This window comes from Sulfuriferula nivalis, from assembly GCF_009937995.1.
GTDB classification, from domain to species: Bacteria; Pseudomonadota; Gammaproteobacteria; order Burkholderiales; family Sulfuriferulaceae; genus Sulfuriferula; species Sulfuriferula nivalis.
This window is the reverse complement of record NZ_AP021881.1, coordinates 1,878,733-1,892,609: the sequence shown is the minus strand read 5'-3', so window position 1 is coordinate 1,892,609 and position 13,877 is coordinate 1,878,733. Positions and strand designations below refer to the sequence as shown.

The following is a 13,877-nucleotide window of genomic DNA, read 5'->3' as shown; positions in this document are numbered from 1 at the left end:
TGTTCAGTTAACTTTACAAGCCACTGATTAGAACTCAAAGTGACTCATTATTAAGCACTTTCGCGCTGATGACGAGTAAGGTCATAACGGCCAGACCCAGTTGTTTCACACCTTTTGTGTTGGATGAACCGGTTTGCGTGTATCGCAAAGACGTTTCGATTGTTGTACCTGCACTCAGTCGGTGTGTAATGCGCTATCCACAATGTAATGGCGACCGATTACCGACTCTGTACGTTGCCACACATAACGAGTTTACCTTCGCCTCCTACACACATGCCAAATCAATGGTTTATTCGTTCGATCAGCCGAATACATAGTGGCAGTAGTCTGATTAACGCGCCAACGACTGCTTAGACCTGCGGATTCAACCGGTCGATGCAACATACTATAATCTGCGTAAGCAGAAGGAGTGTTGCAGATGAAACAAAGACCACGAATCTATTACACGGAAACCCAGAAAGCCCTGATGTGGGACCGCTGGCAGAAAGGTGAATCTCTCCAGCAGATCGCGCAGTTGTTTGATCGAAACCACTCATCAATACAACGCATTTTGTCCGAGAGTGGTGGGATACGACCGGCGCAGCGACATCGTTCGAGATTAGCTCTGACTTTGGCTGAGCGCGAAGAGATATCGCGTGCAGTGGTGGCGGGTCAGTCGCTTCGCTCGATTGCAACGTCTCTCGGGCGTGCACCATCCACCATCAGTCGCGAGTTCAAGCGCAACGGTGGACAGGAAAGTTATCGGGCGAATCAAGCTGACCAAGCAGCCTGGGATCGGACGCTTCGCCCCAAGACCTGTAAACTGGTGGCGAACAGAACGTTGGCGCACATCGTGGCAGGGAAGCTCCAATTGCAGTGGGCACCGGAGCAAATTGCTGGATGGCTGAAACGCATTTACCCAGACGACGAGAACTATCAGGTGTCACACGAGACCATCTATCGCAGCCTCTTCATTCAAGCCCGTGGAGCTCTGAAGAAAGAACTGGTGCAGCATTTGAGACGCACACGAGTTATGCGCCGCTCGCGCCATCATTCGCAGAAGACAGACAATCATGGCAGAATTACCGATGCGGTATCGATCAGTGAACGTCCGGCTACGGCAGCAGATCGTGCTGTACCCGGCCACTGGGAGGGTGACCTGCTGTGTGGAAGCGGGAACAGCCAGATTGCGACTCTGGTCGAACGTCATACACGCTACGTGAAGTTGGTAAAGGTCACCAGCAAAGACACCGAAACCGTCATCAACGCGTTGATCAAAAATGCTCGCGAGTTACCGCAGGAACTCTACAAATCGCTGACTTGGGATCGAGGCAAAGAAATGGCAGACCACAAGCGTTTCACGCTAGCGACTGATATTAAGGTTTACTTCTGCGACCCTCATAATCCTTGGCAGCGAGGGACTAATGAGAACACGAATGGGCTATTGAGGCAGTATTTCCCCAAGGGGATAGACCTTTCCACTTACTCGCAAACCGAACTAAATGCAGTAGCTATAAAATTAAATACCCGGCCCAGGAAGACACTTAACTATGAAACGCACGCTGAACGATTCAGCCAATCTGTTGCATCGACCGGTTGAATCCGCAGCCAGGAGCGGTCAGTCAAAGTGATGACCATGATGAATGCCAGCTGCTCGGCCAAACCAGTCAACTGATCGCCAATGTTCGCAATTGAAGCACTACTTAACTTGAAGATGGCCTGCTATCTGGCAGATTAATTCATTAAACGACCCTAACTGGCCAGATGCTTATCTAGAATGCAGATGGAATCACCAAGTTATTTGATAGCCAATATAGGAAGAAAGCTGGTTTGTTGTATCAATATTGGTCAGCCCACGGCCAGCAGAAAAAAGCAGATGATTGTGCTCATCAAGGTTGTAGAATCCGCCTAGATTGAAGCCGGAACTTGATCCAGCACCAGGTGCCTGCTCTGTGCTGAAGTATATCTCTCCGCCCAGCGTCAGATGATCCGAAATATCCTTCTGTAACTGCCATCCGAATAACCAGTGGTTCTTGGCAATCTGAGCATTGTTGATCCAGTAGCCTCCACCCCCATAACTTTGCCACTCGCCCCATCTTTTCTGCAGCCAAATGGGCAGAAACACTTGGGTGGCTCCGTTTCCCAGCCCTTTGTTGGCGTCACCTGTGTGGATTTCGACAAGAGGGAAGATGCCTACCATTGGTCGATTGTCGGTTTCCTGCATAAAGCGGTATTTGGCACCCAGCTCAATATCTCCCAGCCCACCTTCGCGTTGACCGTTCACCGGGTGGTTGAAAGCGTAGGGAACAATGATGTGCAGTTGCAGATCAGGCAACGCACCATAGTTGTATTCGATGTGAGGCAGCGTTCCGGTTGTGTCGTTTCTTGTTTTTAATTGTTGTGAGGAGATATATAACTCGTGATGCTGATATTCAACTGGCTCGGGATCGTCCGTAAGGAACGGCGGACCAGCCAACGCTGGGGATGAGATAATTAGTATGGTGCATGCCAGCAAAGCGCCGGCAATATAATCTACGCTGTATGGTTTCATTTTAACCAATTCCCAATCCTGTAACCAATGCTGCCAGCAGTACGACCAACCACGGGGGAGACTTCCAGAAGACCAGGAGCAAAAAGGCGGTAGATGCCAGGCAGAAGTCAACCGGACTCCGGATTGAGCTTATCCATACCGGATTGTAAAAAGCGGCGAGTAAAATTCCCACTACCGCCGCGTTAATCCCGAGCATCGCCCGCTGCATGGTCTTATAACGGCGTAGTTGTTCCCAAAACGGCAGAATCCCGATAATTAATAGGAATGATGGCAGGAATATCGCAGTCAGTGCGATTCCTGCTCCCGCCCAACTGGAAGGTGTTTGAGTAGAAACAGCACCAAGATATGCGGCGAAGGTAAACAGCGGCCCCGGAATGGCCTGCGCTGCGCCATATCCGGCAAGGAAAGCGTCATTGGATATCCATCCAGAGGGCACGACCTGTGACTGAAGAAGTGGCAACACGACATGCCCTCCACCAAAAACCAGTGAGCCGACGCGATAAAAACTATCGAATAGTTTAATAATATGACTGTTTGTACTCGATGCTGCGACAGGTAGTAAAACCAGAAGTATGAAAAACATCATAAGCAATGCCATCCCAGTGTTTCTACCGGTCTTGGTTTGGATGGAATTATGCGGCAGAACGGTTGAAACATTGAGGAATGCCCAGCCGAAGAAACCACCAGCGGCAATTGCAGCAAGCTGTCCAAGCGAGGATGGGATTAACGTTGCCATGGCGGCTGCGCATATGGCGATTGTTGCCCGAATTTTATCCGGGCTGAGGCTTTTGCCCATTACCCAGAGCGCCTGAGCCACCACTGCCACGGCAGCAATCTTGAGCCCATGCAGCCAGTCACTTCCGAGATGGTTTTCCACAGAAGAAAGCCCAAAGATGACGAGCAGAATTGCCGATGGCAAAGTAAAACCAAGCCATGAAGCGATTGCACCAGAAACACCACCCCGCGATAATCCAATTGCGATACCAACTTGGCTGCTTGCTGGTCCTGGCAGAAATTGGCATAACGAAACCAGATCGGCATATGCGTGTTCGTCCAGCCACTTGTAGCGCTCCACAAACTCCTGACGGAAATATCCAAGATGGGCAATTGGCCCTCCGAATGAAGTTAGCCCCAACCGGAGAAAAATCAGGAATATTTCCAAAGGATGTTGATGTTCTTTTGGCAATGTAATTTCCAATCGTCCCATTTCACTACCTAAATTTGAGTACTATTTAATCATAACCTGGATTTTTTGTTGACCGTCCATTATGGGGAGTATATTTGATGTCGCCTCATGATGCCTTGTTGGCGTGCACGAGCGTCAGGCTTCTTACTTGATATCTACATCCCGACCATCCGCAATTGGCGTACAACCCGTTCTATTACGCCTATTAATTACCGTCATTGTTGGAATCGGTTACTCTGCTGAAAATTGGTTATCTATATGAATCGATTTTAGGTTCAGTCCACAAATATATATTCACATCCACCCTGCAAATATACGGTGTACGTAGTGGCTTCGCTACACAAATCATGGCTGTCAATTACTTGACCATTTCATCCTTGGCATGCCAGAATCGGCTCAACTCTTCAACCCCACACCTCACTTTCACATGCCCAAAATCCGGATAAGTATTCTCGTGGCGCTTGCGTTGTCGCTGGGGTTACACGCAGTACTGCTGGTGCTATCGACGGTCAAGGCGTTACCACATCCTCACTCATCGACAGTTTCAGAGCCATTGCAGGTAAGTCTATTGATTGAGCCTGCCCAGCCAATGAGACATGCCGCTAATGCAGCGAAATCTGCCAGCCTTGCCCAAGTGAGCGCTGGGTCTCTGGAACACACTACGAAACTGCGCTCCAAACTGGCTATCCCAACACCGACGAGTGTCGAGGAGGTTGAGCACAATGGCATTGTGGATTCCATGCCACCACCCGAACCTGAGAAAAAACCAGCTTCCATGCCAGCGCCGCCACCTCCAACCGCAGAGGAGTGGAAATTAGCTTCTACCTACACGCTCAAGAACAGCAAGCGTTACCGTTACAACTGGGGTCAGTTGGTTCGAAGCATGATGGGAACAGCAGTGGAGGGTCCTCAACAGGGGCAGGTTAGATTACATATAGAGATTGCACCCGACGGCAAAATTGCCAAGGTCGAAGTGCTTTGGACGACCTCGGAAACAGCTGAAAAGCTGGCTTTGCAAGCCATTAGCGCGCTGCCACCATTGCCGCCTACTCCGACTGGTAAACCTCTCGTGTTTGAAAAGACAATCTCATTTGAGCCGGTTGAGATGGGGTGGCCACCTATTTACAAATATGACTGTTTACCCGATCCGCCGGCCTTTCATAATCCTTACGCGTGGGATGGCGCTTCAATTCAGCACACTGCGCAAGGCAATCAGGAGGCTGGTTCGCCCGTGACCAGCGCATCCCCACAGACAGATTGCCCACCTGACTCCTCATCGGACTCCATCGATGCAGAAGAGAAAGATATGAAACGCCAATTTGATCAATGGGGTTCGGGGCGATTAAATGGGGTCAATTGATTTTTTCAAGCATGATGATTGGCACTACTGCGACTTTTAGAAACACCTTCAGAAGCACGATGTTGCCAGTGAGGGTGTAGTGACAATTAAATCATACTAGCAACAATATTAATGCTCAGTGCCAATACACCCATGTTAAATGCAAATGATAACAAGCCATGAATCAGCGTGATACGGCGCATGACGCGGGAGGTGATGGTGACATCGGAGACTTGTGAGGTCATGCCGATGACGAATGAAAAGTAGGCAAAATCGAAGTAATCTGGAGGGTTGCCACCAGGGAAACTTAGCCCGCCCAATATTTTTCTGTGTGTGCTACCACTGCTAACGTAATAGCGATGAGCGTAGTGGAAGGCGTAGCGCGTGTGTATCAGCAGCCATGACGTAACTAACGCGATAACTGAAAGTCCTACGTGTGCAATTTTGGCTAGTTCGCTGACGTTCTCATTGGCTTTGAATAAAAACGTAAGTGCCATCAGGCTGGCCAATGCTGCCAAGATGACTAGCGCCAATATACCTGAACTACTTTGACGCTTATTTAACGTGCTGGTTTTTGTGGCAGTCGCATCAGCACCTGCCATGGTTACCCAGGCGAGTAATAAACTTGTGCTTGCTGCCACATCCCAGCTGGCGATGATACGTGTGTCCAGCAAGATGATGCGGTTGGGCAGGACAAAAAATGTAAGTAATCCTGCGACTACCGCAATACCTAAACGCTGAAAATCACTTAAATTACGCACTCAGGCTCAGACTGGTCATGCCACGCATATAGGGCTGTAATGCCGCTGGTATGCTGATGGAGCCATCGGCTTGCTGATGGTTTTCCAATATGGCTACGAGCGTACGGCCTACTGCTAGTCCTGAACCATTAATGCTGTGCAGTAGTTCGGGCTTGCCGCTGTCATTGCGGAAACGAGCTTGCATGCGGCGAGTCTGGAAAGCTTCGAAGTTGCTGCATGACGAGATTTCGCGATAAGTGTTCTGTGCAGGCAGCCAGACTTCCAGATCGTAGGTTTTGGCAGCGGAGAACCCCATATCCTTGGTGCACAGCGCCATTTTTCGATAAGGCAGTTCCAGAGCGGTTAGAATAGCTTCAGCGTGGCTGGTGAGGGCTTCCAGTACATCGTAACTATGTTCGGGTTTGACCAGTTGTACTAATTCAACTTTATCGAATTGATGCTGGCGTATCATTCCGCGTGTGTCGCGACCGTATGCGCCGGCTTCAGAGCGGAAGCACGGGGTATGTGCGACGAATTTCAGTGGCAAGGTTGCGCTGTCAACAATTTCACCACGTACCATGTTGGTCAGAGGCACTTCTGCAGTTGGGATGAGGTAGAGTTTTTCTGCGTCGGTACGAGGTACGTGGAACAGGTCTTCTTCGAATTTTGGTAATTGTCCCGTGCCACGCATGGATTCGGCGTTGACGAGATAAGGCACATAAACTTCGGTATAGCCGTGATCCACGGTGTGCGTATCCAGCATGAACTGCGCTAATGCGCGATGTAAGCGGGCTAAGTCACCACGTAGTAATGAGAAACGTGCACCTGCAATTTTGGTTGCGGTCTCAAAATCCAGACCGAGTTTTTCGCCTAGCTCGACATGATCCTTGATAGGGAAATCAAAACTGCGCGGTGTGCCGACGCGGCTGACTTCGACGTTGTCTTCTTCGGATTTGCCAACAGGAACTGATTCATGTGGCAGGTTAGGAATGCTCATGAGCAGCGCGTTTAGCGGTGTTTGCAATTCAGTTAATGCATCTTCCGCCGCTTTGAGTTCGTCGCCCAGATTGGCGATTTCCGCCATGATCGCGCTGCTGTCTTCACCTTTGGATTTGGCGATACCTATCTGCTTGGAGCTGGCATTACGTTTGGCTTGCAATTCCTGAGTGAGGGTCTGGATTTTTTTACGTTCGACTTCAAGGCGTGCGAATTCGCTGGTATCGAGGGTAAAACCACGACTGGCGAGGCGGGCGGCGACGTTGTCTAAATCATTGCGGAGTAGTTGTATATCTAACATGGTATTCCTGTATCAATGTGCGCGGCCAGTGGCGCGAGCGTAATAAATAGTGGCAAAAAAGAAAGTAACGGTGAACGCAACTTCTATCATAGCCAGAATTTGCGAGATGCCATGATCTGACCATGCGCGGACTGCGCCTTCAGTGAAGTACACCAGTATCATCAATGATGACCATTGGTAGGTATAACGTTTGCCGTGCAATATGCCGAATAGCGGAGCGAGCAGCGGGAGAACCTTGAATATCAGCATGGAACCGCCGGGTTTAAGCGGAGCCAGCCAGCCTTCCCAGGCGACGGATAGAAATATCAGTGCGATAAGGCTGACGATGCTGATGTTTTGTAATAGTTTCGTGTTGTTCATTAATGACTTTCAGTGGCAAGTTTCAGTGCGGTGGTGGCGAGGCGTTGACCTAATGCAAAGGCTAGTTTGCGTTCGTCTTCCGTGAGTTGGGTTTTATTATCAATGCCGCTGACATGGCTGGCACCATAAGGTGTACCGCCACTGGTAGTGCTGGTCAGCGTTGCTTCGGTAAACGGAATGCCAACAATGACCATGCCGTGATGCAGTAATGGCAACATCATCGACAGCAATGTGCTTTCCTGCCCGCCGTGCATAGTGGTAGTCGAGGTGAACACGGCGGCAGGTTTACCCGCCAGACCACCTTGCATCCATATAGCAGCCGTGCCATCGAGAAAGTGTTTCATTGCTGAAGCCATGTTGCCAAAACGTGTAGGACTACCCAGTGCCAAACCTATGCATTCCGTCAAATCATGGATTTCAACATAAGGTGCGCCTGCATCGGGAATGGCGGGTGTGGCAATCTGGGTCGTTGGTGCAACTTTGGGTACGGTGCGGATACGTGCTTGTGCATTGGGAACGGATTCTATTCCCCGTGCAATTGCTTGCGCGACAGCGGCAGTTGAGCCGTGTTGACTGTAATAGAGAACGAGGATGTCGGGCATAATAAGCTCGTAATGTAGTATAGACGGCAATTATACCGCGATATAACCAGAATCGGCTGGGTGCTGTAAACTATGCATATGCGAAATAAGATACAGCAAACTTTGAATTTTATACGATTAGTGGCCAGGCGATTCACGGCAGATAATGTGCCACAGACCGCAGCCAGCTTAACCTATACGACTTTGTTGGCGATAGTGCCGTTGATTACTATCGGCTTAACGATTTTTTCCGCTTTCCCCGCCTTTGAAACCATTTCGACCAATCTGAAAATATTTATATTGGAGAATATGTTGCCTGAGGCCGCGGGCAAAGTGATCAGTGTTTATATGTTTCAGTTTTCCGAAAATGCGGGCAAGTTAACGGCGATCGGGACTGTAGTGCTGGCGATTACCGCGTTCATGTTGATGCATACCATAGAAGGTGCGCTAAATGCGATTTGGCACGTACGTCGTACTCGTTCATTAACTAAGCGTCTGTTGGTTTTTTGGGCAGTGTTGTCGCTGGGCCCCTTGCTGATAGGTGGTAGCCTTTATGTTACTTCGTATTTTGCCAGTTTAGCTTTAGGTCTGGGGCATGAGGTTCATGGTGCAACGTTATATATACTCAAATTTGTGCCGATTGCGTTAACAGTCACTGCAATGTCTTTGCTCTATCTGATGGTGCCGAATCGTTATGTCCCTGCGAAGCATGCATGGCTGGGTGGTTTGATTGCGGGGCTTTGCTTTGAAGCAATGAAATCGCTGTTTTCCAGTTATGTTAGTCATATGCCTTCTTATACGCTGGTGTATGGTGCGTTTGCCATCTTGCCGTTGTTTTTGTTATGGATATATTTTTCATGGATGACGGTGTTGCTGGGTGCTGTGATTACTGCAGAGTTACCTAATTTGGCATTAGAAGACTGGAATGACCATAGACAAAGTGGGCATGTTTTTGAGCTTGCTGTACGTGTGTTAATGCTTCTGGCTAATGCACAGTTGCGTGGTGAAATCTTGAGTCTACAGCAGATTGCGTCAAATACTCAGGCTAATTGGGAGCAGCTTGAAGCGCTGCTGTCTCAGTTAGTTGATGCAAATTGGGTTTTGAGATCAGGTAAAGGATGGGCATTGGCGATGCATCCTGATCGTATTTTGTTACGTTCTGTTTTTGAGTATTTTGTGTTTGATGATAAAGACGCACACTTGAATTTGACTACATTGGTCAATAATCCACTTATCAGTTTAACTGATTGGCAGACCCAGTCAGGGGATTTCAAATAGATCAAACGATTGAGTTTGCATGATGAGTGTATGAGGTTTAATTGTGTGTGAAGTTGAGGTGATCAGCTCCATATGCACATTACTCATATACATACCATGGGGTGTGAGCAACAAATTCGGTTGATTAAGTGTCCTGTTAGCCGGGAATAAAATGCCCGGCTGTATGGTTTTAATTGCGGATAATGGGTTGAAAATTTCAACTGCTCGCGCACCTGGAGGCAGTAATTGCACGCCAATTTCCAATGTTTGCGTGTCGTTATTTTTAATCCACTTAATGATGCACAACTGCCATTTCTCGTGATTGTGTTCGCGTATGCTGATTAATTCCCCAACTTTGATATGGCTAGGTGCATGCGTTTTATTGCGCAGCGCTTGCCCTTGCGCGCCTACGTTGAGTATTTGCCATTTGGCGAGATAGTGGCTGCGTAACGCAGGCGCTGGTGTGAAAAATGCAGGACTGGCAGTGAGTTTTACGGGTTCTGGCGTGTCCGTTTCAAGTAAGGCATGTATGGTGCGAACACCCAGTCCCAGTTCAATTTCATCCTGTTTGGGTATGTAACGGTTGAAACGGCGAGCCAGTGGATTGCCCCAGGATTTGAGTAACTGATAGAGCAAAGTGCGGTAACTGGCCTTAATGGCTGCGATAGGTAAACCTAACTCGAGTGGTGATACACCAGCTTCCAAATGCGAGATTAGCATTTGTAATTGTTGAGTAATTTGGCGTGTGTCAAATAAGCGGATAGAAGTATTTTTCTTGGTAGTAATAGATGCTTGTTTATTCATGCTGGGGGGGGCATCCGCAGCCAGGTCCAGTATGAAAAGTGGATGTACTTCTGTTTTTGTTTCCAGATGCGTAATTCGACCTAGCGGAGCGAGTCCACGGGCCAGTTCTAATACTGATGAAATCTCACCCTGCATCAGGTGATAAGGATCAGCCAGGGTAATGAGCAGTATTTGTTGGTATGTATATAAGATGTTGAGATTAGGCATAATCTCGTGTTCCAGTAATCCAAGTGATTCCGCATATTCAAAGGCTTGATGCGTTTCACGCCATATTGTGGCTGGCACAGGTGCATACATTTCATAACACAAGCTGAATATGCGTTGCTGTATGGTCAATAATTGATAAATAACGGCAGCAATATCCAGTTTTGGTTTTTTGGCATTGTTGGTCGCGTCATCAACTAATACTAGTTTATAACCATAACCAAACTCTATTAGCAGATCGCGCGCGAGACGTGATTGCGCTTCTGATTTATCCGAAAGCGGTAACATGCTGCCAGATAACTGCAGTTGCAACATATCTATCTGGTTTTGGGCAGCAGACCAATGCAGAGTTATTAAGTTTAGCCGTATATCACTCGCCAGTGGTTGGCGGTTGAGCGCTGCCAATGATGTTAAAATCGATTGAGCGGCGTCTTGCGGATCGGTATTTTGTAAGTTGGTTAGCCAGGACTGTAGTTGTTTAGGACGCAGCTCTATGAGGGGCGCTAATTTTGTGTTTTGAACTGGTGTAGAAAAATGTAATACCATGATATTGGTATGCTTTAACTAGTATTGTTTAGATGAGTGTAAAACTTATCATCTAGCTTGTAAAATTTTGAATGGATAAGGACAGATATGAAATTTCTTGAAGCTGTATTTGAAGGGACGTTATGGCGTAGTCGGTACATGGTAGTGTTTGCCGTGATTGCGAGTATGGCTTCAGCATTGATGGTGCTGTACATGGCAACAGTGGATGTCGTGTATTTGGTTCAGCATGTAATGCATTATGCAGATACAGGACTCGCAGCCGAAGCACGAAAAGCGATTCATGATGAAACAATTACACATGTGGTTGAAGTAGTGGATGGTTATTTGCTCTCGACCTTCATGCTGATTTTTTCATTAGGGTTGTATGAGCTGTTTGTCAGCGATATTGATGAAGCGCAAGGAAAGCGCTCGTCCAGCAAAATACTGGTGATCAACAGCCTGGATGATTTGAAGCAGCGGCTGGCAAAAGTGGTATTGATGATACTGATAGTTAACCTGTTTGAAAAAGCCTTAAAGATCCCGATGACAGAGCCTTTGGATTTGTTATATCTAGGCGGCGCAATTGCACTAATTGGTGTGGCGCTGTATTTCACCCATGCATCTGAGTCACATGGTGCAGGGAAAGAAGAAACTGAGCCTGCTAGCAAGCATTGATTACAAATCAGCTCATGCTGTGATTGGTCAGCTTGTGGTAGATATTGTAGTGGGTCACGGTGTTGGGGCTCTCAAGAAACGGTACTGTGTCTCTGACACACTCTACGACAATTCAAACAACCCAAAATTCGCAACTGTGACCAAACTATATGCAACCTCGACCAGCATACCTCTATGCACTTAGCCAAAACCATAAACAAGCTTAAGGGGCGCGTCACCATGATGTTCATCACTCACCAAATACCGCGTGGCTTACAGGTGAATGAGGTGTTTAATTTTGGGGCTGGGCAACAGGGGGCGGTACGGATGGAGGTGGTGGAAGATGGTCGGTGAAAGAATAGTTGATTTGAAGAATGTGGGAAGAAATCGATTTCTAAGAATAAGTAATTTATTACCGACACTGAGTTTTATTTATGTTGCTTTAGGTTTGGTCATTATTTATTTTGATTTGGGTAAGCACCATTTTGCCAAAGCATTTGTGGATATTTTTGCTTCAATAATCCCGTCAATAATCACAACGTCTACTCTGACGCGGATACCAGATTCGGCAGCTGTAATTTTATCAATAGCCTGGGTATTGGTTGTCGTTGCGACTATGCTAATGATTATTTTTGTAAGATGGAAAAATATTAATTACGAAAGTTTTTATAAAAACACTTCATCTTGGCTGGTGCTTTTGATATTTGTCTGTATACCAACATTACTCATATTTATGATGTATTACACACCGCATGATATTGGCCGATTAGGAAAATTTATTTATATGAATTTAAAAAATTCGTCTTATTTTGTAATTTTGTACGGTGCGGGAATATGGATTGGCTTTTCTGCAGGGTTGTTTTCCATAGCTTTCAATTTATATTATTTATTGTTTAGGAAGGGTATAAATCATGGATGATGGCGTTAGTGTGCAAGACTTTCCACCTTCTTTTAGCAATGGGGCTTTTAATGTAGCGATTTTTTTATCGGAGGTTTTAAATCAAAGTAGTGCAGGTCTAATAGCCGAAGCTGATCGCCACCGATACTATGTTATGCGCTGTAAACACCAGCTTTGCCGAATATGTAGGATAGCTGCATGGAGCGCGAGATGACTGCATTGTTTTCACTTCTTGACCGACCGAATTTGTTTTTTGTTTGTCTATTTGTTGCTAGCCCTGCATATATTGCGGTTGGTTCAGTCTTCTATGACAGTTGGGAAGACTTCTTAGATACCCTTCGACTCTTTTTTCAGCCATCTTGGTTGTCCTTATTGCGGGGTGAATGGAGTGAGGATAATTGGGCAACGCTCAAATTGTTTTTTTACCTTGTTGTGTGTTTAGCCTTAGCTACGGCTCTATATAAAGCCGTCAAATTATTCTTTTAACTACCTTTTTTGCAACGGACTAATAATTAATGAAAAAATTTGTATTGATTTTGGTATGTGTATTGATTAGCTATGCTGGTATTTATGCTTGGGCAATATACAGATTTCCAAAATTTGTATATGAGTGCACAGCAAATCCAATAGATAGAGAAATGTTTAACAATCCTGAAAAGCTCAATTCCGCGGAGAAAAAAGTCTTTCTATCGAAAACTTATAGTTGTGTAAGTGAAAAACAGACCTTGGTGGAACGCTTCGTTGTAAATACACCTACAAAATGGTGAGCTGTTTTTAACAGGGTATCTACATAATTTATTAGCACTTGATTTTAGTAAGGTGAGGCAGTATGTCAACATTAGGAACGCTTAAAGACATATTGGAATTGATTGATGCGTTGAAAAAATACCAAACGAAGTGACGTTTGCCGTATGGTTCGTGAGATGAAAAAACCACCTCGTTATTCAGCAAAAGATGTACATAATATTCGTATTGGTAGTTTGCTGACGTTCCTAATATATGTGTTCATTATTTTGATTCCACTGTCCTATACTTGGATGGTAACAATACCTCCGATTAATCAATTACAGGTGACTAGTGGCGAATTGACATATAAAAAAGTTGGCAAGAATGGAAGTGAGTATTTGACGGGGATAAGGAACAGTGCCGGTGTAACTTATTTTACCTGCGCCTCTGGCATATTTGGGGAGCATCCGGATTGTCTATTTCCCGTAACAGAATATCCTAAACTGGCAGGAAGACCGGCAGTGGCATGGTGGTATGAGCAACCCGTTTATTTCTTTGTTATGCATAAGCACCTAGTTCGTGTGGTCGTGACCGGAGAAGAAAAAATAAGTTATGAAAAAACTTTGGCATGGTCACGATCAACTTCAAAAAGTGCTCCTTGGTTTATCTTAATAATGTTGGGAGTATTTATTTTAATTATTGTTTGGTTTGAAGTTAGGATAAAGGAAAGCGTAACTGAACACTAATAGTTGGGCTGATATTTGTCATTACTAATG

General features: G+C 46.3%; 16 protein-coding genes. 9 read left to right on the top strand and 7 right to left on the bottom strand.

Translation table 11 applies throughout. The annotated features are described in order from the left end of the window. Positions 1–418: 418 nt before the first annotated feature. Positions 419–1,579, top strand: coding sequence for an IS30 family transposase (locus tag SFSGTM_RS09360; RefSeq protein ID WP_162084919.1), 1,161 nt, complete (start codon positions 419–421; stop codon positions 1,577–1,579). Positions 1,580–1,768: 189 nt separating this feature from the next. Here the strand turns inward: SFSGTM_RS09360 and SFSGTM_RS09355 are convergent, their stop codons facing one another. Further along, positions 1,769–2,530 carry a transporter gene (locus SFSGTM_RS09355; protein ID WP_162084918.1) on the bottom strand — a complete coding sequence of 254 codons (762 nt, stop codon included), beginning with the start codon at positions 2,528–2,530 and terminating at the stop codon, positions 1,769–1,771. Position 2,531: 1 nt separating this feature from the next. Further along, complete coding sequence (gene chrA / locus SFSGTM_RS09350; protein ID WP_162084917.1) at positions 2,532–3,737, bottom strand: chromate efflux transporter; 1,206 nt, start codon at positions 3,735–3,737, stop codon at positions 2,532–2,534. Positions 3,738–4,098: 361 nt separating this feature from the next. On the opposite strand from chrA, the gene SFSGTM_RS09345 reads away from it, so the two are divergent. After that, on the top strand, positions 4,099–5,076 hold the full coding sequence (locus SFSGTM_RS09345) for a TonB family protein (protein ID WP_198420534.1): 978 nt from the start codon (positions 4,099–4,101) through the stop codon (positions 5,074–5,076). A gap of 86 nt (positions 5,077–5,162) precedes the next feature. Here SFSGTM_RS09345 and SFSGTM_RS09340 read toward each other — a convergent pair whose 3' ends face one another. The 4 genes from SFSGTM_RS09340 to wrbA are packed head-to-tail and all read right to left on the bottom strand — an operon-like array spanning position 5,163 to position 8,054. Next, positions 5,163–5,816, bottom strand: coding sequence for a DUF1345 domain-containing protein (locus SFSGTM_RS09340; protein WP_162084916.1), 654 nt, complete (start codon positions 5,814–5,816; stop codon positions 5,163–5,165). Then, positions 5,809–7,092 carry a serine--tRNA ligase gene (gene serS, locus SFSGTM_RS09335; RefSeq protein WP_162084915.1) on the bottom strand — a complete coding sequence of 428 codons (1,284 nt, stop codon included), beginning with the start codon at positions 7,090–7,092 and terminating at the stop codon, positions 5,809–5,811. Before serS ends, SFSGTM_RS09340 begins: the two co-directional genes overlap by 8 nt. A 12-nt stretch (positions 7,093–7,104) precedes the next feature. Next, positions 7,105–7,452 (bottom strand): DUF2069 domain-containing protein, encoded by a 348-nt coding sequence (locus tag SFSGTM_RS09330; protein WP_162084914.1) that lies wholly within the window; start codon positions 7,450–7,452, stop codon positions 7,105–7,107. After that, the gene (gene wrbA, locus SFSGTM_RS09325) at positions 7,452–8,054 is read right to left on the bottom strand and encodes an NAD(P)H:quinone oxidoreductase (protein WP_162084913.1); all 603 of its coding nucleotides are present in this window, start codon (positions 8,052–8,054) and stop codon (positions 7,452–7,454) included. Before wrbA ends, SFSGTM_RS09330 begins: the two co-directional genes overlap by 1 nt. Positions 8,055–8,126: 72 nt before the next feature. Here wrbA and SFSGTM_RS09320 point away from each other — a divergent pair, with 72 nt between their 5' ends. Beyond that, complete coding sequence (locus tag SFSGTM_RS09320) at positions 8,127–9,311, top strand: YihY family inner membrane protein (protein ID WP_162084912.1); 1,185 nt, start codon at positions 8,127–8,129, stop codon at positions 9,309–9,311. Here SFSGTM_RS09320 and SFSGTM_RS09315 read toward each other — a convergent pair. Continuing rightward, positions 9,294–10,844, bottom strand: coding sequence for a cyclic-di-GMP receptor FimW-related protein (locus SFSGTM_RS09315; RefSeq protein ID WP_162084911.1), 1,551 nt, complete (start codon positions 10,842–10,844; stop codon positions 9,294–9,296). The genes SFSGTM_RS09320 and SFSGTM_RS09315 overlap by 18 nt on opposite strands. A gap of 87 nt (positions 10,845–10,931) precedes the next feature. On the opposite strand from SFSGTM_RS09315, the gene SFSGTM_RS09310 reads away from it, so the two are divergent. From SFSGTM_RS09310 to SFSGTM_RS09285, 6 genes are all read left to right on the top strand, one after another. Next, positions 10,932–11,498: a YqhA family protein gene (locus tag SFSGTM_RS09310; RefSeq protein WP_162084910.1), complete on the top strand. Its 567-nt coding sequence runs from the start codon at positions 10,932–10,934 to the stop codon at positions 11,496–11,498. A 174-nt stretch (positions 11,499–11,672) separates the two neighbouring features. Continuing rightward, complete coding sequence (locus SFSGTM_RS09305; protein ID WP_162084909.1) at positions 11,673–11,831, top strand: hypothetical protein; 159 nt, start codon at positions 11,673–11,675, stop codon at positions 11,829–11,831. Beyond that, on the top strand, positions 11,821–12,396 hold the full coding sequence (locus SFSGTM_RS09300) for a hypothetical protein (RefSeq protein WP_162084908.1): 576 nt from the start codon (positions 11,821–11,823) through the stop codon (positions 12,394–12,396). Before SFSGTM_RS09305 ends, SFSGTM_RS09300 begins: the two co-directional genes overlap by 11 nt. Before the next feature lie 177 nt (positions 12,397–12,573). Further along, a complete protein-coding gene (locus tag SFSGTM_RS09295; RefSeq protein ID WP_162084907.1) occupies positions 12,574–12,861 on the top strand; it encodes a hypothetical protein in 288 nt (95 codons plus the stop codon). 29 nt (positions 12,862–12,890) lie between these two features. After that, positions 12,891–13,142 carry a hypothetical protein gene (locus tag SFSGTM_RS09290; RefSeq protein WP_162084906.1) on the top strand — a complete coding sequence of 84 codons (252 nt, stop codon included), beginning with the start codon at positions 12,891–12,893 and terminating at the stop codon, positions 13,140–13,142. Between the two features lie 156 nt (positions 13,143–13,298). Then, a complete protein-coding gene (locus SFSGTM_RS09285) occupies positions 13,299–13,847 on the top strand; it encodes a hypothetical protein (protein ID WP_162084905.1) in 549 nt (182 codons plus the stop codon). Positions 13,848–13,877: the final 30 nt, after the last annotated feature.